Source organism: Novosphingobium sp. SG751A, assembly GCF_013149295.1.
In the GTDB taxonomy this organism is placed as follows: Bacteria; Pseudomonadota; Alphaproteobacteria; order Sphingomonadales; family Sphingomonadaceae; genus Novosphingobium.
Genome location: NZ_JABGCB010000002.1, coordinates 197,774 through 218,457, shown reverse-complemented (window position 1 = coordinate 218,457; position 20,684 = coordinate 197,774). Strand labels below are relative to the sequence as shown.

Annotated in this window: 13 protein-coding genes and 1 tRNA gene; 11 read left to right on the top strand and 3 right to left on the bottom strand. The window is 62.5% G+C overall.

The features are described from left to right. Window positions 1-57: 57 nt before the first annotated feature. Window positions 58-768: an ABC transporter ATP-binding protein gene (locus FHW96_RS03395; protein ID WP_371815617.1), complete on the top strand. Its 711-nt coding sequence runs from the start codon at window positions 58-60 to the stop codon at window positions 766-768. Further along, complete coding sequence (locus FHW96_RS03390) at window positions 765-3,266, top strand: FtsX-like permease family protein (RefSeq protein ID WP_172339151.1); 2,502 nt, start codon at window positions 765-767, stop codon at window positions 3,264-3,266. The genes FHW96_RS03395 and FHW96_RS03390 overlap by 4 nt, the downstream gene beginning before the upstream one ends. On the opposite strand, the gene FHW96_RS03385 is transcribed toward FHW96_RS03390, so the two are convergent. Continuing rightward, window positions 3,263-3,679, bottom strand: coding sequence for a DUF805 domain-containing protein (locus tag FHW96_RS03385; RefSeq protein WP_172339150.1), 417 nt, complete (start codon window positions 3,677-3,679; stop codon window positions 3,263-3,265). The two genes, FHW96_RS03390 and FHW96_RS03385, sit on opposite strands and share 4 nt — an antisense overlap. Window positions 3,680-3,806: 127 nt before the next feature. Continuing rightward, the gene (locus FHW96_RS03380; RefSeq protein ID WP_172339149.1) at window positions 3,807-6,515 is read right to left on the bottom strand and encodes a TonB-dependent receptor; all 2,709 of its coding nucleotides are present in this window, start codon (window positions 6,513-6,515) and stop codon (window positions 3,807-3,809) included. A 333-nt stretch (window positions 6,516-6,848) separates the two neighbouring features. Between FHW96_RS03380 and typA the strand changes: the two genes are divergently transcribed. After that, window positions 6,849-8,675 carry a translational GTPase TypA gene (typA, locus tag FHW96_RS03375; RefSeq protein WP_172339148.1) on the top strand — a complete coding sequence of 609 codons (1,827 nt, stop codon included), beginning with the start codon at window positions 6,849-6,851 and terminating at the stop codon, window positions 8,673-8,675. Between the two features lie 163 nt (window positions 8,676-8,838). Here the strand turns inward: typA and FHW96_RS03370 are convergent, their stop codons facing one another. Beyond that, a complete protein-coding gene (locus FHW96_RS03370) occupies window positions 8,839-10,056 on the bottom strand; it encodes a sulfotransferase family 2 domain-containing protein (protein ID WP_172339147.1) in 1,218 nt (405 codons plus the stop codon). A 273-nt stretch (window positions 10,057-10,329) separates the two neighbouring features. Here FHW96_RS03370 and FHW96_RS03365 point away from each other — a divergent pair, with 273 nt between their 5' ends. The 8 genes from FHW96_RS03365 (at window position 10,330) to FHW96_RS03330 (ending at window position 20,668) form a co-directional block, all read left to right on the top strand. Continuing rightward, window positions 10,330-10,794 (top strand): hypothetical protein, encoded by a 465-nt coding sequence (locus FHW96_RS03365; protein ID WP_172339146.1) that lies wholly within the window; start codon window positions 10,330-10,332, stop codon window positions 10,792-10,794. 267 nt (window positions 10,795-11,061) lie between these two features. After that, window positions 11,062-12,234 carry a glycosyltransferase family 1 protein gene (locus FHW96_RS03360; RefSeq protein WP_172339145.1) on the top strand — a complete coding sequence of 391 codons (1,173 nt, stop codon included), beginning with the start codon at window positions 11,062-11,064 and terminating at the stop codon, window positions 12,232-12,234. Between the two features lie 276 nt (window positions 12,235-12,510). Further along, entirely contained in the window at window positions 12,511-13,836 is a 1,326-nt protein-coding gene (locus FHW96_RS03355; protein WP_172339144.1) for a replication-associated recombination protein A, read from the top strand. Further along, on the top strand, window positions 13,800-14,717 hold the full coding sequence (locus FHW96_RS03350; protein ID WP_172339143.1) for a hypothetical protein: 918 nt from the start codon (window positions 13,800-13,802) through the stop codon (window positions 14,715-14,717). Before FHW96_RS03355 ends, FHW96_RS03350 begins: the two co-directional genes overlap by 37 nt. A 40-nt stretch (window positions 14,718-14,757) precedes the next feature. Beyond that, window positions 14,758-14,832: transfer RNA gene (locus tag FHW96_RS03345), tRNA-Thr, on the top strand. A 189-nt stretch (window positions 14,833-15,021) separates the two neighbouring features. Further along, a complete protein-coding gene (locus FHW96_RS03340) occupies window positions 15,022-16,245 on the top strand; it encodes an integrase arm-type DNA-binding domain-containing protein (protein WP_172339142.1) in 1,224 nt (407 codons plus the stop codon). Window positions 16,246-16,424: 179 nt separating this feature from the next. Further along, window positions 16,425-19,661 carry a type ISP restriction/modification enzyme gene (locus FHW96_RS03335; protein ID WP_172339141.1) on the top strand — a complete coding sequence of 1,079 codons (3,237 nt, stop codon included), beginning with the start codon at window positions 16,425-16,427 and terminating at the stop codon, window positions 19,659-19,661. Beyond that, window positions 19,658-20,668: a restriction endonuclease gene (locus tag FHW96_RS03330; protein WP_172339140.1), complete on the top strand. Its 1,011-nt coding sequence runs from the start codon at window positions 19,658-19,660 to the stop codon at window positions 20,666-20,668. Before FHW96_RS03335 ends, FHW96_RS03330 begins: the two co-directional genes overlap by 4 nt. The last annotated feature ends 16 nt before the right edge of the window (window positions 20,669-20,684 follow it).

Sequence of the window (20,684 nt, the reverse complement as noted above, 5' to 3'; positions counted from 1 at the left end):
TGCCCTTTCGACCCGGCCCTCCTTGCCGAATCCGACAGGGCCACCCATAAACATATCGTGACCCAATCCCATGACCGCAAGAGCGCGATCCTCGCCCGCAACCTCACTCTCACCTTGGGCGCCAATGGTCCTGGGGGCGATGGCGCCACCTCAATCCTCAAAGGCGTCGATCTGACCGTGCCCGATGGTCAGGTCGTGGCGCTGCTTGGCCCTTCGGGGTCGGGCAAATCCTCGCTGATGGCGGTGCTGTCCGGGCTGGAGCGCGCCAGCGGGGGCGAATTGAGCGTGGCGGGCGCGGATTTCATGGGCCTGTCCGAAGATCAACTGGCACTGGCGCGGCGGGGCCGGATCGGTGTGGTGCTTCAGGCGTTCCACCTGCTGCCCACGATGACGGCGCAGGAAAATGTGATGACCGCGCTCGAACTGGCGGGCGTTGCGGATGCGGCGGCGCGGGCGGCACAGGAACTGGCCGCGGTAGGCCTTGGGCACCGACTGCACCATTATCCCAGCCAGCTTTCGGGCGGCGAGCAGCAGCGCGTGGCCATCGCCCGCGCTCTGGCCCCGCGCCCCGCGCTGCTGTTTGCCGATGAACCGACCGGCAATCTGGACGGCGCGACCGGGGCGGCGATCATCGATCTCATTCTGACCCGCCGCGCCGAGACCGGGGCCACGCTGGTCATCATCACCCATGACGAGGCTCTGGCGCAAAAGGCGGAGCGGATCATTCGCATTGCCGACGGGCGCATCGCTTCGGATGAAATGGCGTGAACTGGGCAACAGCGTGGCGCATTGCGCGGCGGGAATTGTCGGCGCGTTTTCGCGGGCTTCGCCTGTTGCTCGCCTGCCTGTTTCTGGGCGTGGGGGCGCTGGCGGCCATCGGTTCGCTGACGCGGGCGATCAATGACGGGCTGGCCGCCAAGGGGCGCCAGATTCTGGGCGGCGATGTGCAGATCACGGTCTGGCAACGCCCGATTTCGGCGGATGAACGCGCCGTGCTGGCCCGCTATGGTCGCCTCTCCGATGGTCAGCGATTGCAGGCGATGGCCTCGAATGGGGACACCACCGCCCCGGTGCAGTTGAAGGCGGTCGATGCGCTCTGGCCGCTGGTCGGGCGGCTGGAGCTGGCCGATGGGCGGCATGTAGGCGCCCCGGCAACGGGTACGGCATGGATCGCGCGCGGGGCGGCCGAAAGGCTGGGCATCAAACCCGGCGACACATTCACCATCGCGGGCAAACCGCTGCGCGTGGGCGGGATCATCGCGGCCGAACCCGATGGGCTTGGCGAAGGTTTCGCGCTGGGGCCGACGGTGATCGTGCCGCTGGGCTTTCCCGATGGCGCGGGCCTGACTGCGCCGGGAGCCATGTATCGCAGCCGCTTGCGCATGGATTGTGCCGGGGCCTGCGACGCCGCCGCGATTGCCGATGGGCTGACCAAGCGCTTTCCCGAAAACGGGCTAGATGTGCGCACCCGCGACAAGGCCTCGCCGGGCACCGAGACTTTCATTGCGCGCATGGGCGATTTCCTCGTGCTGGTGGGGCTGGCCGCGCTGCTGATCGCCGGGATCGGGATTGGCGGGGGCACGGCCTCCTATCTTGAGGCGCGGCGCGGAGTGATCGCCACGTTAAAAGTCATGGGCGCGACCAGCGGCGATATTGCGCGGATCTATGTGCTGCAGATTGCGGCGGCGGCGGCGGTTGGCGCCTTTGCGGGCCTGATTGCCGGGGTGGCGATGCTGCCTCTGGTGGTAAAGGCATTGGCGGGTGTGTTGCCGGTGGTGGACGGTTTTGTGCTGGCACCATGGGCGCTGGCGCGGGCGGCGCTGTGGGGCTTGCTGGTGGCGCTGGTCTTTGCGGCGGGGCCCTTGCTGGCGGCGCGGACTTATCCGGCCATGGCGCTGCTGCGCGCGCGGGTTGCCCCTGTGTCGGCGCGGCAGAGCTGGCGCTGGGTGGGCGCGGGGCTGGCCGGGATTATCGCTCTGGCGTTCCTCGGCGATGGTTCGGCGCGCACGACCGCGATTTTCCTTGGCGGGGCGGCGGGAGCCTTTGTGCTGCTCTCGGGCCTTGGCTGGGGCTTGGCGCGCATGGCCGCGCATCTGCCCCGCCCGCGCAGCCCGATCCTGCGCCTTGCGCTGGGCAATATTCACCGCCCCGGCAATCAGACCGCACGGCTGGTAACGGCGCTGGGCTTTGGCCTGACGGCCTTTGTCGTGCTGGCCGTGGTGCAGACCAGTCTGGACGCGAACATCGCCGCGCGCGTGCCGCAAAAGGCGCCCGACTATTTCGCCATCGACCTGCAGCCGGGCGATGAGGCCGGTTTCCGCGCCACCGTGGCCGGGGCCGCGCCGGGGGCCAAAGTGCGCACGGTGCCGACGCTGCGCGGCGCAATTCTGGCCTATGGGCCTGCCAATGCGCAGACCCGCGTGGCCGACATGAAGGATATTCCCGAGGACGCCTGGCAATTAAAGGGCGAGCGCGGGCTGACCTTTGCCGATGATGTGCCCGATGGCAATGTGGTCACCGATGGCGCATGGTGGCCGCATGATTATCAGGGCGAACCGCTGGTTTCGGTCGATGAGAAACTGGCCAAGGTCACGGGCCTGAAGGTGGGCGACAGCGTGACGGTGGGCCTGCTGGGCGTGGAGCGGACGGCCAAGGTGGCATCTTTGCGGCGGATCGATTGGGATTCGTTCGGGTTCAATTATGTGCTGGTATTTTCGCCCAATGCGCTGGCGGGAGCGCCCTTCAAGCTGGCCGCCACGATCAACCTTGCCGGCAAGCGCGAGCATGGCTTGCTGCGCGCGGTGACGCGGGCCTATCCCACCGCCTCGGTGGTCGAGGTGGGGCCGCTGCTGCGCGATGCGCGGGGGCTGTTGGGGCAGATGAGCGCGGCGATCCTGTCGGCGGCGGGCGTGGCCGTGCTGGCGGGCGTGGCGGTCTTGCTGGGCGCGATTGCGGCGGCGCGGGCCTCGCGCGCTTATGACAACACGATCCTGCGCGTCCTGGGCGCGGGACAGCGGCAGTTGCTGGGCCTGCTATTGGCCGAATATGGCGTGCTGGCGGGCCTTTTGGCGCTGGTCGCGCTGGCGCTTGGCACGGGGCTTGGCTGGCTGATCGTGGTGCAGCTTTTCAGCTTCGATTTTCTGCCGTCATGGACCTATGTGCTGGGTGTGCTGGGCGGCGGGCTGGCGCTGGTGCTGGCCTTTGCGCTGGGCGGGTCGCTGCCTTTGCTGCGTACCCGCCCGGCTGAAGCGCTCAGAGAGCTTTAACGGAACACCTCCGCCATGCCGCGGCCGCGTGGGTCATTGCCATAGCGGTTGCGGCCATAGGTTCCGTCGAGACAGAAGAAGATCAGCAGGACGAACCAGCCGACAAAGGGCACCAGCCACACCAGCAACCACCAGCCCGACCGGTCGATGTCATGCAGACGGCGGACAGAGAGCGTATAGGACGGGATCAGGGTAAACAGGCCGATGAGACCGACCAGAAACTGGCCCGTCAGGCTGGTCTGGGTGGCCCAATAGAAATTCATGCCGTTGGTATAGGAGACAGGCGAGCCGAAGAGCGCCATGATCGCCCCGTTCACCACCCACAGGCCGATGAAGAACAGCCAGAACTCACGCCTTTGCGAACGGCCCGAAATCTCGAAATAGCGCCGCAGCGGCAGGAACATCCAATTCATCGGCCAAACCTTTTTCCCTTGTGCCTGACCTGATTAACGCCTGCCCGCAAAAAAGGCGCCATGAAAAAAGCGAGGCGCATCACACGCCCCGCTCCTTCATCATCCGCTGCGCTAAAAATTTCGCGCCTCAGAACTTGGCCAGCGCCGCCGCGCCAAAGGTGCGCGGCGTGTTGACATAGCCCGAAATCGAGCCCGATTGCGCCGGGCTGTCGAAGATCACCGTGATATAGCGATTGTCGGTCAGATTGCGGCCCCACAGGCTCAGCTCGAATTTCTTCGAGATCTGCCATGTGGCCGAAGCGTCCACTTCGGACACCGTGCGCTTGAACGGGCGCGCCGCGTCCAGCCCGGTCTGATAGGAAATGATCGCCCCGGTCAGCGGGTTCTTGGTGATGAAGCCGGGCATGCCGTCCTGATTTTGCACCGGCGATTCGTAATGCCAGTTGCCGCGCAGGATGATGTGCTGCTCGCCCCCGATCGGCTTGTCCCACGTGGCCGACATGGTGGTGGAGAGCGGGGCGATGCCCGCAGGCGTCGCGCCCGAAATGTCGCCAAAACTGGAATTGGTGAAGCGATTATACTTGGGCACCAGATAGGTGACGGCGGCGGCCAGCGTCAGTTCCGGGGTGGGCCGCACCGATCCTTCGAACTCGAAACCATAGACCGATTCCTTATCCGCATTGAGCAGGTCGAAACCGATGCCGGTAAAGATGTTCGACTGGAAGTCCTTGATCGACTGATAGAAGGCCGCAACATTGAGCGTGGCCACCGACCAGTTGGCCTTCATGCCCACTTCATAGACGGTGGACTTTTCCGGCCGGGCAAAACGCCCGCCATAGCGCAGGTTGGTTGTGGCCAGACCGCTGGCGGCAATCGCGGCCGCATCGCTCAAGGCCGGGCGACTGTCGCGTGACAGGTTGATCGAACTGGCCTTGAAGCCGGTACCGATGCTGGCATAAAAATTCATATGCTTGCTGGCCTCATAGGCCACGCGCGCGGTAAAGGACAGGTTGCCGTCATTGGTCCGCCCGCTCTCCACCCCATTGGGAACATTGAGGAAAGGCGGCATGAATTGCAGCGCGCGCAGCGCCAGCAATTGCGCGGTCTGGTTCGACACGCCCGTCACCACCGAATTATAGGCGGTGGGGTTGGCGCTGGCAAAACCGGCAATCTGGGCCGGCGAGGCAAAGCCGCCCGGAACGGAAAGCAGCCCGCCGATGGTTTGCGAAATGCCCGCATTGGTGGCCGCCGTGCGCATCGCATTCAGGTCGATGCCTGAAAACACATCGCTCGACACCACACCCGTGGCATAATGCTTATTGTCCTTGGTGTAATTCAGCCCGCCCGTCAGCGTCACGCGCGGCGCGATTTTCCAGTCCATCTGGCCAAAGATCGAAATCGCCTCATTGGCCAGATGATAGGCTTCCGACAGGCCGCTGCCCTGTTTGAAGAACTGGCCGGTATATTTGGCCGGATTGCCCTGAAGCGTGCCGAACGTGCCCTCGAGCGAGGCGACGTTGAGCGTGTTGGCGCTGGCGCCGCGGATCAGCAGGTCGGCATAGGAGCGCATCTGCGAACCATAGAGCAGCGCACCGGTCTGGTTGATCTTCTCATTGAAATAATAGGCGCCCAGCAACAGGTTGACCTTATCCCCCAGCTTGGCGGCGGCGCGCAATTCCTGGGTAAAGGTGTTGATCGTCACATTGGCGCTGTTTTGCCCCAACAGGTCGGCGCTGGTGAAGTCGCTGTCCTGATTGTTGTAATTGGTATTGTGGCGATAGGCGGTGATCGAGGTCAGTTTCACCCCGTGGATCTCATGGTCGATCTGGGCCGAAAAGCCATAGTCGCGGATGCGGTTGGTCGAGGCGAAATTGTTATAGACATCACTATAAGGATTGCCGGGCGCATTGACCTTGCCCCCCACCGCCTGAATGGCCGCCGTGCTGGATGAAGACAACAGGTTGACCACCGCGCAACAGGTTTCATCGATGCGCGAATAATCGGCGATGATCCGCACGCGCGGCCCATTGTCGGGCACCCAGAGCAATTGCCCGCGCGCGAACCAGCGGTTGCGGTTGTTGGTGTTGCCCCCCGTGGCGCCGTCATGGACAAAGCCGTCGCGCCGGTTGTATCCGCCCGCAACGCTGACGGCCACCGTGTCGCTCAAAGGCGTGGTATACATGCCCTTGACCACCAGGGCGTTGTAATTGCCATAGGAAATTTCCGCGCTGCCGCCCGGCTTGAACTGCGGCTCCAGCGTGGAAATCGAGACGACGCCCGCGCTGGCATTCTTGCCGAACAGGGTCGATTGCGGGCCGCGCAGCACTTCCACGCGCTTTACATCGGGAAAGTCGGCGATCTGCGCCGCGCTGCGCGAACGATAGACGCTGTCGATGAACACGCCCACGCTGGGCTCGATGCCCGCATTGTTGGCGCCATTGCCAAAACCGCGGATGAGAAAATCGGTCTGCGCGCTCGATTGATGCTCCGACACGCGCAGGGAAGGCACCACGCTGGTCAGATCCTTGATGTCGCGGATCTTGGCGCGGTTGATGACATCGGCGGTGGTCACCGTCACGGCCACGGGCACCTGCTGCAAGGTCTGCTCGCGCTTGGTGGCGGTGACCACGATCTCATTGTTGACCTGATCATCGCCCCCTGCATCCGATGCAGCCAGCGCAGGCGTTGCCCATGCCGTTGCGACCGCCAGGGCCAGTCCTGCCCCGCCCGCCGCCAACGCCATACGGCGGCCAAAAGAGAAAATGTGACCCGCGCGCGATGCCCCCGCACGCGATGTCGACGGGCCATACGCGCGCAAAACCGATGTCTGGTTCATGAAAACCTCATCCTTCCCACGAACCGGCATGCCAACAAGCCCCCCGCCTGTCGTACCCCCGGTTTCCTTTTTATCGTGCCCTGTGTTATGCCCTGTCGGCATGAGGCTCAATCCTTTAACGATCCATGCCTCGGTTTATCCCACAAAATCTTATCAAAAACGCAAAGACCGCCTCAAATTCCCATAAATGGCCAACGCCCTTCGCACAGCAACTCTCCTGTCGAGTCTTGCCCAAAGCCGCTGTGTAAGCTAGGGGCGCGCGCATGTTGCGGCGCAAACAAGCGCCACCCCCAAAACGGGCCTTGCCGCCCGCTGTTGCAGAAAGCCCTTTTGATGTCCGGCCCGCTTCCGCTTCGCAATATCGCGATTATCGCCCACGTTGACCATGGCAAAACCACGCTGGTCGACCAGCTCTTCCGCCAGTCCGGCACGTTCCGCGACAACCAGCGCGTCGAAGAACGCGCGATGGACAGCAACGATCTGGAAAAGGAACGCGGGATCACCATCCTTGCCAAGCCGACCAGCATCGAATGGAACGGCACGCGCATCAACATCGTCGATACCCCCGGCCACGCCGACTTCGGCGGCGAGGTGGAGCGTATCCTCTCGATGGTCGATGGCGTTGTGCTGCTGGTTGACTCGTCGGAAGGCGCGATGCCGCAGACCAAGTTCGTGACCGGCAAGGCGCTGGCGCTGGGCCTCAAGCCTATCGTCGTCGTCAACAAGGTCGACCGTCCCGACGAGCGCATTCAGGAAGTGCTGGACGAAGTGTTCGACCTCTTCGTCAGCCTCGAAGCCGACGACGAACAGCTTGATTTCCCCGTGCTTTACGCCTCGGGCCGCAATGGCTACGCTTCGGACGACCCAACCCGCCGCGAAGGCACGCTCGAGCCGCTGTTCCAGAAGATCGTCGACCACGTGCCGCCCCCGGCGCTGGAAGTCGATGCCCCCTTCACCTTCCTCGTCACCCTGCTCGACCGCGACAACTTCCTTGGCCGCGTGCTGACCGGCCGCGTCACTTCGGGCGTGGTCAAGGTCAATCAGGCGATCCACGCGCTGGACGCCGATGGCAAGGTGATCGAAACCGGCCGCGCCTCCAAGATCATGTCGTTCCAGGGCCTGGACCGCGTGCCTGTAGACGAAGCCAAGGCGGGCGACATCATCAGCCTGGCGGGCCTTTCGGTCGCCACGGTGGCCAACACCATCGCCGACACCTCGGTTTCCGTTCCGATCAAGGCTCAGCCGATCGATCCGCCGACCCTGTCGATGCGCTTTGCCGTGAACGATTCGCCCATGGCCGGCCGCGAAGGCACCAAGGTGACCAGCCGCATGATCCGCGACCGTCTGGAGCGCGAAGCCGAATCGAACGTGGCCATCAAGATCACCGAATCGGCCGACAAGGACAGCTTCGAAGTCGCCGGTCGCGGTGAACTTCAGTTGGGCGTTCTGATCGAAACCATGCGCCGCGAAGGCTTCGAACTGGGCATCAGCCGCCCGCGCGTGCTGTTCGGCACCGATGAAAACGGCAACCGCACCGAGCCCTACGAAACCGTTCTGGTCGATGTGGACGAAGAATTTTCGGGCACGGTCGTGGAAAAGATGGCCAACCGTAAGGGCGAAATGACCGACATGCGCCCCTCGGGCGGCGGCAAGACCCGCATCAGCTTCATCGCGCCCTCGCGCGGGCTGATCGGCTATCACGGCGAATTCCTGTCCGACACGCGCGGCACGGGCATCATGAACCGCCTGTTCGACAAGTATGGCCCCTACAAGGGCAAGATCGAAGGCCGCAAGAACGGCGTGCTGATCTCGAACGGCGCGGGCGAAGCCAACTCCTATGCTCTGGGCCCGCTCGAAGAACGCGGCATCCTGTTCGTGGGCGTGGGCGAGGCGTTGTATGAAGGCATGATCGTTGGCGAAAACGCCAAGCCCGAAGACCTCGAAGTCAACCCGATGAAGTCCAAGCAGCTCACCAACTTCCGCGCCAGCGGAAAGGATGACGCTGTACGCCTGACCCCGCCCAAGGTCATGACGCTGGAACAGGCCATCGCCTATATCGACGAAGACGAAATGGTCGAAGTCACCCCCAAGAACATCCGTCTCCGTAAGGCGATCCTCGATCCCAACGAGCGCAAGAAAGCCTCGCGCAAGAAGGATTGATCTTTCGGATTGATCGGACATGAAAAAGGCCGGGGGTTATGCCCTCGGCCTTTTTGTTTGGCGGGTTTGGTGGTTGTGCATGCCTACGGCGGGCAAAGGGTCTCGACCCTTTACAATCCCATTGATGGGGTGATGAGGCGCGTGGCGATCTGGCCCATCGCACCTATCCCCCTCCAAACACCGCCTTCTTCATCAGCAGCCCGGCATAATCATTGCTCCCGCCCGGCCCCAGACTGCGCAATTCCAGATCGACGAAACACCGCCCCATGATCGGGGCAAAGCGCAAGGCGATGGGCACGCTGGCCTTGCGCGAGACGCGGGTGGTGAAACCGGCCACGACACGCTCACCCTCGCGGATGGTCATCGACAATTCGACATCGGGCGCGGCGGCATGTTCAAGCGCCAGTTCGGTGGAAAATCCCGCCTGCCCCTGCGCCAGAAAATCGGCCGAAGCGATCCGCAAAGCCCCCTCGCGGCCATGGGGCGGGTGCAGAAACAGGCCGTCCTCCTGCATCTTGACCGTGTCGCCCACCGTGCCGCCCTCGATCCTCTGGGCATTGGACGTGCGCAGCACATCGGCCAGCAGCACCGGCGCCGCAGACTCGGCCGACGCAACAGGGCCCGCCACCCCCTCCATCGCCGCCATTCGGCCGCACCAATGGGTGCTGATCACATCATAGAGCACCGCGTCATAGCGGGTCAGCGCCATCATCGCCTGCAATTCGGGCCGCGACAGCGTCAGCACGCTTTGCCCCTTGGCCGGATTGGTCATCAGCCGGGGCAGCCCCCCGCCCCTGTTCAACCCCAGCGCCCCCATCACCGCCGCCACCGATTCGCCCAACCGCTCAAACAGGATCACCCCGTCGAACCGCCCCATGACCGCAATCGCCTCCCGCGCATCGGCCAGCGTGACCGGCCCTTCTTTCTTGTTCAGGATCATGCGGATCTGGGGATTGTCGAACAGCACATCAAACCCGTCGAGGCCCCGCGCTCGCCCGCTCATCCATTCCAGCAGGCTCATGCCGCCCGCTGCATCCTTCAACGCCTGCATCCGCTGGTCGCCCGCCAGCGCGGCCCCGGCAAAGGCCTGAATATGGTAATACTGGCTCAGCACATGATCGACCGGATTGCGCAGGCTGGTCAGCTTATAGGCCTCCAGCCCGGTCCGCTCGATCGCCCCCAGCACGCTGGCATGGCTCAGATGCCCGGCCAGCATCGCGCAATCGCGGATCGCGCCGGCCAGATCGGTCCGCCCATCCTCCTGCTCATAGACATCAAGCGCGTGTGGCCCCGGCCAATTGTCGCGCAACAGCCGCGTTACCGAGGAACCAGCGGTTTTCGGCACATGGCAAAAGACCAGCCGTGAAGCATGCATTTTCATCTGTCGTCTTTGACCCCGAGAGCCAGACACGGCCCTTGATGTATCCCCAGCCACGCCGGGCTAATCCATCCCCCCGCCCGCGCCCAGCCCGATAACCTCCAATTATGATCCAGTTGGCCGGGGCGATATTTCAGACAAGCCGATCAATTCTGAACAACACCTGCAAAACACATCCCGATTCCGTTCAGCAAGCAAGGCGTAGAAAACGAATCAACGGTGACACGGAGTTTCCCGAAGCTTTCCGTAAAACCCAAAAATTCAGCGAGGTGTACCATGAGCCAGTTCACGAAAAAGACGATCACTGCGGTGGCCCTGGCCGCCAGCGCTTTTGCCAGCTTTGCCGCCACCCCTGCCATGGCCGATCCTTACGGGCGCGGCGGTTATTACGGCGGCGGTCGTCGCGGCGGCGGCGGCGATGCGGTTGCGGCCGGTGTTATCGGCGGCGTGATCGGACTGGCCCTTGGCGCCGCCATCGCTTCGGACCGCCCGCGCCGCCAGGTCTATGCTCCGGTCTATGCCCCGCCTCCGCCGCCGGTGGCCTACGCGCCCGCTTATGCGCCCGCCTATGCCCCGGCCCCGGTCTATGTGGTGGATCGCAGCTGGGCCTGGCGCGATGGCTATTACTGGGATCATCGCGGCAATCGCTATTACCGTGATGGGCGCCCTTGCGATGATTACGGCCGTCGCGGCTATTACGAAGGCCCCCGTGGCTTTTACGAAGGCCGCCGCGGTTGGTAAGATCTGACTGAATTGGCGGGGTGCCGACCTTCCCCCCTTACGTAATCGGCATCCCGCCATACATCCTCTCCCAGAGCCCCGCCGGCAATCCTCTGCAGCATGGCGGGGCCAACCTTGGGGGCGCATGGCTGGGCATCCTCGACCCCCGACAGGACGGTCGCCCACCATGCGCCCTTTTTGTCGAGCCTTTTTGTCGAGAACGCCCCTTTTGGCCCTTAACTGCGCAGCCTCTCGCCAAAACCCGCAGGCTTCGCTATGGCGCGCTCAATGACACTCCCTTCCAAAACCAGTGACCTGCGCGTTGCCCTGTTCAGCGGCAATTACAACATGGTCACCGATGGCGCGAACAAGGCGCTCAACCGTCTGGTCGGCTATCTGCTGGCGCAGGGCGCGCAGGTGCGCGTCTATTCGCCTACCGTTGATGCGCCCGCTTTCGAACCCGCCGGCGATCTCATCAGCCTGCCCAGTTTCGCCATTCCCGGCCGCGCCGAATATCGGGTGGCCACCGGCCTGCCGCGCGCCGTGCGCCGCGATCTTGAGGCTTTTGCCCCCAATATCGTCCATGTCTCCAGCCCCGACCCATCGGCCCACCGCGCCGTGACATGGGCCCGGGCAAAAGGCCTGCCGGTGCTGGGCAGCGTCCATACGCGCTTTGACACCTATCCGCGCTATTACAATCTGGCATGGGTCGAACCGATCCTGACGGCCATCCTGCGCCGGTTCTATCGCCGCTGCGACGGGCTGGTCGCGCCTTCGGAATCCATGGCGCAGGTGCTGCGCGAACAGCGGATGAATTACGACATCTCGCTGTGGAGCCGAGGCGTCGATCGCTATATCTTCGACGCCTCGCGCCGCGATATGGCATGGCGGCGCAGCCTTGGCATCGAGGATCATGAAGTGGTCGTGGGCCTGTTCTCGCGCCTCGTCATGGAAAAGGGCCTTGATGTCTTTGCCGACACCATTGACCAACTGGTGGCGCGCGGCGTGCCGCATCGCGTGCTGATCGTGGGCGATGGCCCGGCGCGCGAATGGTTCGAAAACCGCCTGCCCGCCAATGCCGTCTTTGCCGGATATCAGGCCGGGACCGACCTTGGCCGCGCGGTGGCCAGCATGGACGTACTGTTCTTCCCCTCGATCACCGAAACCTTCGGCAATGTCACGCTCGAGGCCATGGCCTGCTCGCTGCCGGTGGTCTGCGCCGAGGCGACCGGATCGGAAAGCCTTGTGGACAACGGTAATTCGGGCCGCCTGATCCGCCCCGGCCATGTCCACGCCTTTGCCCAGGCCGTGCGCGCCTATATCGAGGACCCCGCCCTGCGCGCCGCCCATGGCGCAGCGGGCGAGGCGCGCAGCCGCGATTTCTCGTGGGATCGGATCAATCAATCCGTGGCGGATACTTATCTGCGCCTGATCCGGCAGAAGGCGCGGGTGGGGAAGTAAGGTTTCAGGGATTTCAGAAGGAAGATGATGCGAGGGACTCGTCCCTCGCGCTCCCATTATTGTCTTTGTTGCGCCACAGGCTCGGCCAACAGGTGTCGGACGCAGCGTTTGAGATTTTAAAGCCTGCGGCGCTAATTTACTTGAGCCGCAGGCTTTCAAACATCTGACCACAGCGCAAGCTATCGCCCCCCATTATCGGGATTGCAAAGGGCCCCCGCCCTTTGCCCGCCGGAGGCAAACCTTCCTTTTCCTTTCATTCCCTCCTACATACCCTCCATGCCCGACCTCTTCGCCGCCGACGAACCCGCGCCAACGCCCCGCGCCATTCCGGCGGGCGCGATTCCTCTGGCCGAACGCCTGCGCCCGACCGAGTTGAGCGAGGTGATCGGGCAAGAACATTTGACAGGCGCGAATGGCGCGATCGGGCGGATGGTGGCGGCGGGCAGCCTGTCGAGCATGATCCTGTGGGGTCCGCCCGGCACCGGCAAGACGAGCATCGCCCGCCTGCTGGCCGCCGCTGTGGGGATGCGTTACGCAGCGATCAGCGCAGTGTTTTCCGGCGTTGCCGACCTCAAACGCATGTTTGCCGAGGCCGAGGGCGCTCTATCGCTGTCTGGCCGCCGCACGCTGTTGTTCGTGGACGAGATCCACCGTTTCAATCGGGCGCAGCAGGACGGCTTCCTGCCCTATGTCGAACAGGGCGTGGTAACGCTGGTGGGGGCGACGACCGAGAATCCTTCCTTCGCGCTCAACGCCGCTTTGCTCTCGCGGGCGCAGGTCTTGATCCTGCATCGCCTCTCGCCCGAAGCTCTGGCCCATCTGCTGGCCCGCGCCGAGGAGGCCGAGGGCGTGCCCCTGCCTCTGACGCCGCCTGCGCGTGAGGCGCTGATCGCCAGCGCGGATGGCGATGGCCGGTTCCTGCTGGGTCAGGCCGAGACGCTGTATAACGCGCAAGTTCCCGCCCCGCTCGATCCTGCCGAACTGGGCCAGTTTCTGCAGCGCCGCGTGGCCGTTTATGACAAGGACCGCGATGGCCATTACAATCTGATTTCCGCGCTGCATAAATCGGTGCGCGGCTCCGATCCGCAGGCCGCGCTCTATTATCTGGCCCGGATGCTGACGGCGGGTGAAGATCCGCTGTTCCTGCTGCGCCGCCTTGTCCGCATGGCGTCCGAGGACATCGGTTTGGCCGATCCGATGGCGCTGCAGCAATGCCTTGCCGCCAAAGATGCCTATGAATTCCTCGGCAGCCCGGAGGGCGAGTTGGCCATCGCGCAGGCCTGTTTGTATGTGGCCAGCGCGCCCAAATCAAACGCGGCTTACAAGGGCTGGAAAGAGGCCGCCGCCAGCGCCAAGGCCACAGGGTCGCTGATTCCCCCTGCCAATATCCTGAACGCGCCGACCAAGCTGATGAAAGACATCGGTTATGGCGCCAATTACGCCTATGACCACGACGCGCCCGATGCCTTTTCCGGCGCGAATTACTGGCCCGAGGGCATGGCGCCCCAGCAATTCTACCGCCCGGTCGAGCGCGGTTTCGAGCGCGAGATCCTCAAGCGTCTGGAATGGTGGGAGCGCAAAAGGCGCGAACGCTCCGAGTGATCCCCCGCTTCACCCATTTCGCCGCCATCGACTGGTCCGGCGCGGCGGGCGAGCGCCATCGCGGCATTGCCGTGGCGATGATGGCGGCGAATGATCGCGCCCCTCATCTGGTGCGCCCCAGCCATGTCTGGTCGCGCGGCGAGGTGCTGGAATGGCTGGTCGAGGAAGCGCCCGCGCAAACGATCTTCGGCTTCGATATGGGCCAGTCACTGCCCTTTGCCGATGCCGGGGCCTTCTTTCCCGGCTGGGCCGACAGCCCGCCGGACGCCCGCACCCTCTGGGCAATGGTCGATGCGATCTGCGCCGATGATCCGCATCTGGGCGTTTCATCCTTCGTCGATCACCCCGAGATCGCCCGCCATTTCCGCCGGCCCCGAACAAAACTGGAGGGCGCGCGCGAGGGCGATCTGTTCGGCGGCGGGCGCGGCCGTTTCCGCGTGACCGAGGCGGCGCAGGCCACAATGGGCTGCAGCCCCACCAGCAATTTCAACCTCGTGGGCGCGGCGCAAGTGGGCAAGGGTTCGCTTTCGGGCATGCGCCTGCTGCACCGCCTGCCGCGCGAAATTGCGGTCTGGCCGATGGACCCTTTGCCCGCATCCGGCAAGGTTGTGGTCGAAATCTATACCACCATCGCCGCTCTTGCCGCCGGACGCACCGCCCGCGCCAGCAAGATTCGCGATAGCCTCGCTTTGGCGCAGGCTCTGGCTGGGCTCGACTGCGCGCCATCGCTACTGCCCGAAGTCATCACCGATCACGCGGCCGACGCCCTGATCACCGCCGCTTGGCTGCGCAACCACGCCGGGCGGGGCGAATTGTGGCATCCAACCGGCATGAAACCGAAAATTGCCCAAACCGAGGGCTGGACCTTCGGCGCTTTTTAGGGCTATGGGGCTTTCGCGCCCGATGCGGCGCCATCCATGGGCCGGATTAGCACAGCGGTAGTGCAGCGGTTTTGTAAACCGAAGGTCGGGGGTTCGATCCCCTCATCCGGCACCATTTTACAAACCAGTGACGTTCATTCACGGTTGCAGAAACCCCAGAAAACCGGCATATTTTACCCATAACGAGGCCAGAGGCGTTCACTCCTGTTCGCTGCCAGCCACCTCGCATTGGGGGTATGTTCGGGGGTATGTCGATATACCCCCACCCAAGATACCCCCAATCTAGCAGAATGGGGAATCAGCCATGGCGCTTACCGAAGTTTCAGTTCGCAATGCCAAGCCAAAGGACAAACCCTATAAGCTGGGCGATGCGGGCGGCCTTTTCCTCTATGTGACCCCGGCAGGCGGCAGGCTTTGGCGCGTCAAATTCCGGGTAAACGGCAAAGAGAAACTGCTATCGCTGGGCGCATGGCCCGAAATCAGCTTGGCCAACGCGCGCAAGGAGCGGGACAAGGCCAAGGAAGCGCTGGCAACCGGCATTGATCCGGCGCGCGACAAGCAACAGGCCAAGCATCGCGCCAAAGTGGCGGCGGCCAACACCTTTGCCGAAATCGGCGCCGAATATCTCGACAAGCGCAAACGCGAGGGGCTTTCAGACAGCACCAGCGGCAAGGCTGACTATTACCTTTCGCGCCTTACCCCTGCCCTTGGCCGCCTGCCCATTGGCGAAGTCACCGCATCGGACGTTCTGGCTGTGCTGCGCGCCTTTGAAAAACAGGGCAAGCACGAGACAGCCAACCGCCTGCTGCAACTGGCAAGCCGCATCTTTCGCTATGCAGTGGCAACCGCCCGCCTAACCTCCGACCCTACCCGCGACCTGCGCGGGGCGATCACCACGCCCAAGGTAACGCATTATGGCGCGATCACCGATGCCGTGGGCGCGGGCAAATTGCTGCGCGCGATAGACGGCTATGAAGGCGGCGGCATTACCCGGCTGGCGATGCAGATTGCCCCGCATGTTTTCGTGCGCCCCGGCGAATTGCGTCATGCCGAATGGGGCGAGATTGATCTGGAGGGCGCGCTCTGGATCATCCCGGCGGAAAAGATGAAAATGCGCAAGGCCCACCACGTCCCCCTGTCCCGCCAAGCCGTGGACCTGTTCAAAGAGGTGCGCGCGGTGACTGGCCCGGCTGGCTATGTTTTCCCATCCGTTCGCACCCGCGCCCGCCCGATGAGCGAAAACACCATCAATGCCGGTTTGCGGCGGCTGGGCTATGCCAGCGATGAAATGACCGCCCATGGTTTCCGCTCAATGGCATCAACCTTGCTCAATGAAAGCGGAAAATTCTCGCCCGATGCGATTGAGCGCGCCCTCGCCCATGCCGATACAGACAGTGTGCGGGCGGCTTATCATCGCGGCGCCCATTGGAAAGAGCGCGTGGAAATGGCGCAATGGTGGAGCGATTATCTGGATGCCTTGCGCAAGGGGGCGCAGGTGGTGCCCTTTCCCGATCGCGCGGCGGGGTGAAAACCCTCTTGGGGGTAACTGACAAAACTGACGAAACCAACGTAGGGCGTGACTAGACGTTACCCCGCGTCAACATGCGTCAAGTCGCCCTGTTTCCACCGTCAAGCGACAGCAGCCCTTGGCGCCCGTCTGCGAACGGGTTAAGCCCATACCTTGCAAGAAGTTGGGCGGGGCTTTCCATGGATATTACGGGCTATTTGAACGAAATCCGCAAACTCTATGCCAGCGGCCAATCCACCGAACACAGCTTTCGCCCGGCACTGTTCACGCTGTTTCAATCCATCGGTTCTGATCTGACCATCATCAATGAACCCAAGCATCTGACCGATGTTGGCGCGCCCGATTTCGTGTTCAACCGTGGAGAGGTGGCCATTGGCTGGTGTGAAGCCAAGGACATTGGCAAGGACATCAAGAAATTCGCGGCCAATGATTACAGCAAGGCGCAAAAAGAGCGCTACAAAAAGGGTCTGCCCAATCTGATCTACACCAACGGGCTGGACTTTGAATTTCTGCGCGATGGCGAGGTGGTCGATTTCATCACCATCGCCGAGCTTGTCCCGACTATGCCCGCGCGCACGGAAAACTTCGCAGCGCTGGAGAACCGGCTGCGCGATTTTGTCAGTGTCACACCGCTTAGTATCACCTCATCATCCAAGCTGGCGGCGATGATGGCGGGCAAGGCGGCCATCATCAAGGACATCATGGGCAATGCTCTGGTGGCCGATATGAAGGCGCGCGAGGCCACAGGGCGGGCCACCGATCTCATCGGCCAATATGAGGCGTTCAAGGCCAGCCTCATCCATGACATCACCGTGGCCGACTTTGCCGATATCTATGCCGAAACCATTGCCTATGGTCTGTTTGCCGCGCGGCTGCATGACGAGACGCCCGACACGTTCAGCCGTGCCGAAGCGCTGGACCTTTTGCCCAAGACCAACCCGTTCCTGCGCGAATTGTTCATCTACATCGCTGGCCCCAATCTGGATGAGCGCCTGCGCCGGGTGATTGACGAATTGTGCAACGTTTTCTGCGCCACGAATATGGAGCGGGTGCTGCGCAATTTTGGCAGGATCACCGCGCGCCAAGACCCCTTTTTGCATTTCTACGAGGACTTTCTGGCCGAATATAACCCCGCCAAGCGCAAGGCGCGCGGGGTTTGGTACACGCCCGAGCCGGTGGTGAATTTCATTGTGCGCGCGGTGGATGAGGTATTGAAATCCGAATTTGGTTTGGCCGATGGCTTGGCCGACACCAGCAAGATCACGATTGATTGGGACACCGGCCAGAATGACGCCAAGGGCAAGGCGGCCACGGTCAAGAAAGAGGTTCACCGGGTTCAGATTCTTGACCCTGCCACCGGCACCGGCACATTCCTTACCGAGGTGGTCAAGCTGGTTTCAGAGCGCATCAAGGGCGTGGCGCCGGGGCAATTGTCGGCCTATATCGAGCGCGATCTGATCCCGCGCCTGCATGGGTTCGAGCTGTTGATGGCTTCCTATGCCATGTGCCATATGAAGCTGGATATGATCCTCACCCGGCTTGGCTATAAGCCATCGGCCAACCCGCCGCGCCTTGGGGTCTATCTCACCAACAGCCTTGAGGAAGGCGAGCGGGTGGAGCAGACGCTGTTTGGCCTTTCGCGCGCCATTGCCGAGGAAGCCAAGGCCGCCAGCGACATCAAGCGTCAGACGCCGATCATGTGCGTGATTGGCAACCCGCCTTATTCTGGCGAAAGCGCCAATAAGGGCGATTGGATCATGGGCCTGATGGAGGCTTATAAGAAAGAGCCGGGCGGCAAGCAGAAGTTGCAGGAGCGCAACCCCAAGTGGATCAATGATGACTATGTGAAGTTCATCCGCCTTGCCGAACATATGATCGACAAGACCGGCGAGGGCGTGCTGGGCTTCATCACCAACCACGGCTATCTCGACAACCCCACCTTTCGGGGCATGCGCTGGCAGTTGATGAGCAGCTTTGACCGCATCCATGTGCTGGATCTGCATGGCAATGCCAAAAAGAAAGAGGTTTGCCCGGACGGTTCGCCCGACAAGAATGTGTTTGATATTCAGCAGGGCGTAGCGATCATCGTGGCGGTGAAACATCGGCGCGATGGCAAGGAGGCCAAGGGGCTGGCGCAAGTCTATCACGGCGAATTGTGGGGCAACCGCGAGGCCAAGAGCGAGGCTTTATGGGAGAGCCCCTTGCCCGCGCTGTCTGGCACGTTGCTGCCGCATAAGGCGCCGCAATATCCCTTTGTGGCCCGCGATTATGATGTGGAAGAGGTCTATTCCAAGGGCTTTTCGGTGGCGGAGTTGATGCCGGTTAATTCGGTGGGCATTGTCACCGCACGCGATGAACTGACGATTGATATGAACCGCGAGGCGCTTTGGAAGCGGGTTGAGGATTTCACCCAGACTGATCCAGAGACGCTGCGCAATCGATATGCTTTAGGCAAGGATGTGCGCGACTGGACTGTGGCGGGTGCCAAGGCCGATGTGATTGCTCATTTCACACAATCACGCCTCGTTCCCGTTGCTTATCGGCCATTCGATACGCGCTGGACATTCTACACCGGCAAGTCGCGGGGGTTTCATTGCTATCCGCGTAATGAGGTGATGAAGCACTTCATGGCCGGGCCAAATTTTGGCGGGTGCTACACTCGCACCGTAGAAGGAGATCGGCACTTCGCGGACTTCCTTGTTTCAGCTCTGCCGATTACGCACCACACCTTGAGTATCAAAGAGGTGAACGCAACAGCCCCCCTCTACCTCTACCCAGAGGAAGACACGTTAGACCAATCCATCCGCGTCAATTTCGACCCCAAACTTTATGCCCGGATCCGCGAAGCGGCTGGCCTCACCGGCGCCCAAACCGCGCCCGATGGCACAGATGCTTTCCGCCGTGCCAAGGGCGATGCCCGCCCCGATGAGGTGAAACTGTTCGACTATATCTATGGCGTGCTGCATTGCCCCGCCTATCGGGAAACCTATGCCGAGTTTCTGAAAATCGACTTCCCGCGCATCCCCTTCCCCGCCAGCCCGGACGCCTTCCGCGCCATCAGCGAAAAGGGCGAGGCCCTGCGCCGCCTGCATCTGATGGAGGACGCCGCCATCGGCGCCACGCCCTATCCATTTCATGGGGACGGCAACAGCGAGGTGGACAAGCCCCGCTTGGAAGGCGGGCCGGAAACCGGAAAGGTCTGGATCAATGCCGACCAATATTTTGACGGCGTGCCCCTGCTGGCTTGGGAGTTCCATATCGGCGGCTATCAGCCAGCGCAAAAATGGCTCAAAGACCGCAAGGGCCGCCAACTGACCTATGATGACATTCGCCACTATCAGAAGATCATCAAAATCCTGACCGAAACAGGCCGCATCATGGCCGAAATCACCATGCCGATGGAGCAGGCCCAATGACAAAAGTATGGGGCGTTCACATGCCCGTATGGGTGGGCGATGAGCCGGTGGAAAGAGGCTATGCCGCCATCGGCTGGCCCCGCCTTGGCGACATCCGCCAAATCGCCCCCAGCCGCGAGGCTTTCAAGGAAGCGCTCTTGGCCGCCTATCCCGGCAAAAAGCCCGGCGCGATTCCGGTGGACGCGGGCACGCTTTATCGCTTTGTCCATGAGGTAAAGGCGGGCGATCTGATCGCTTATCCTTCCAAGCACAACCGCATGGTGAACATCGGGCGCGCGAACGGCAAGAGGTGGTTTGAGCGAAGCGCCGAGGCGGGTGAGGACGATATTCCCAATTGCCTTGGCGTGGACTGGCTGGGCGCCTTTCCGCGCAACGAGTTTTCACAATCGGCGCTCAATGAACTTGGCGCCTATATCACGCTGTTTCTGCTGCGGGCCTCGGCGGTGGAATATGCCGCCAAGGTGGATTTGGGGCAGACCACGCCCGCCATGCCAGCCGATGAACCCGCGCAGGACGATGACGGGGCTTCCGTGGCCGCATCGCAAGTGGCGCAGGAAAGCGCCGCCGATTTCGTCATCCGCCGTCTGCACAGCGAATTGACCGGCTATGATTTTGAGCATTTCGTGGCCCATCTCATGGAGTGCATGGGCTATACCGCCCGCGTGACGCAAATGTCGGGCGATGGCGGCGTGGATGTCATCGCCCATACCGACCCCATGGGCTTTCAGCCGCCGATCATCAAAATCCAATGCAAGCGCCAGACCGGCCAGATTGGCGAACCCGAAGTGAGCCAATTATTGGGCACGCTGGGCGATGGGGAATATGCGCTGTTTGTCACGCTAGGCTCATACAGCCGCCAAGCCAGAATCCGCGAGCGCAACAACCCCCGCCTGCGCCTGATTGATGGCGAGCAACTGGTGGAGATGGTACAGGCCAACTATGCCCAGTTATCGCCGCGCTACAGGCATACGCTGCCTTTGAAGCAGATTTATGTCCCTGATCTTTGATCGCGGTTTTTGGGAT

Coding starts and splice junctions, on each gene's coding strand:
- typA (WP_172339148.1), top strand. CDS start 6,849: ATGTCCGGCCCGCTTCCGCTTCGCAATATCGCGATTATCGCCCACGTT.
- FHW96_RS03340 (WP_172339142.1), top strand. CDS start 15,022: ATGGCGCTTACCGAAGTTTCAGTTCGCAATGCCAAGCCAAAGGACAAA.
- FHW96_RS03330 (WP_172339140.1), top strand. CDS start 19,658: ATGACAAAAGTATGGGGCGTTCACATGCCCGTATGGGTGGGCGATGAG.
- FHW96_RS03380 (WP_172339149.1), bottom strand. CDS start 6,515: ATGAACCAGACATCGGTTTTGCGCGCGTATGGCCCGTCGACATCGCGT.
- FHW96_RS03360 (WP_172339145.1), top strand. CDS start 11,062: ATGACACTCCCTTCCAAAACCAGTGACCTGCGCGTTGCCCTGTTCAGC.
- FHW96_RS03385 (WP_172339150.1), bottom strand. CDS start 3,679: ATGAATTGGATGTTCCTGCCGCTGCGGCGCTATTTCGAGATTTCGGGC.
- FHW96_RS03335 (WP_172339141.1), top strand. CDS start 16,425: ATGGATATTACGGGCTATTTGAACGAAATCCGCAAACTCTATGCCAGC.
- FHW96_RS03355 (WP_172339144.1), top strand. CDS start 12,511: ATGCCCGACCTCTTCGCCGCCGACGAACCCGCGCCAACGCCCCGCGCC.
- FHW96_RS03370 (WP_172339147.1), bottom strand. CDS start 10,056: ATGAAAATGCATGCTTCACGGCTGGTCTTTTGCCATGTGCCGAAAACC.
- FHW96_RS03365 (WP_172339146.1), top strand. CDS start 10,330: ATGAGCCAGTTCACGAAAAAGACGATCACTGCGGTGGCCCTGGCCGCC.
- FHW96_RS03350 (WP_172339143.1), top strand. CDS start 13,800: ATGGTGGGAGCGCAAAAGGCGCGAACGCTCCGAGTGATCCCCCGCTTC.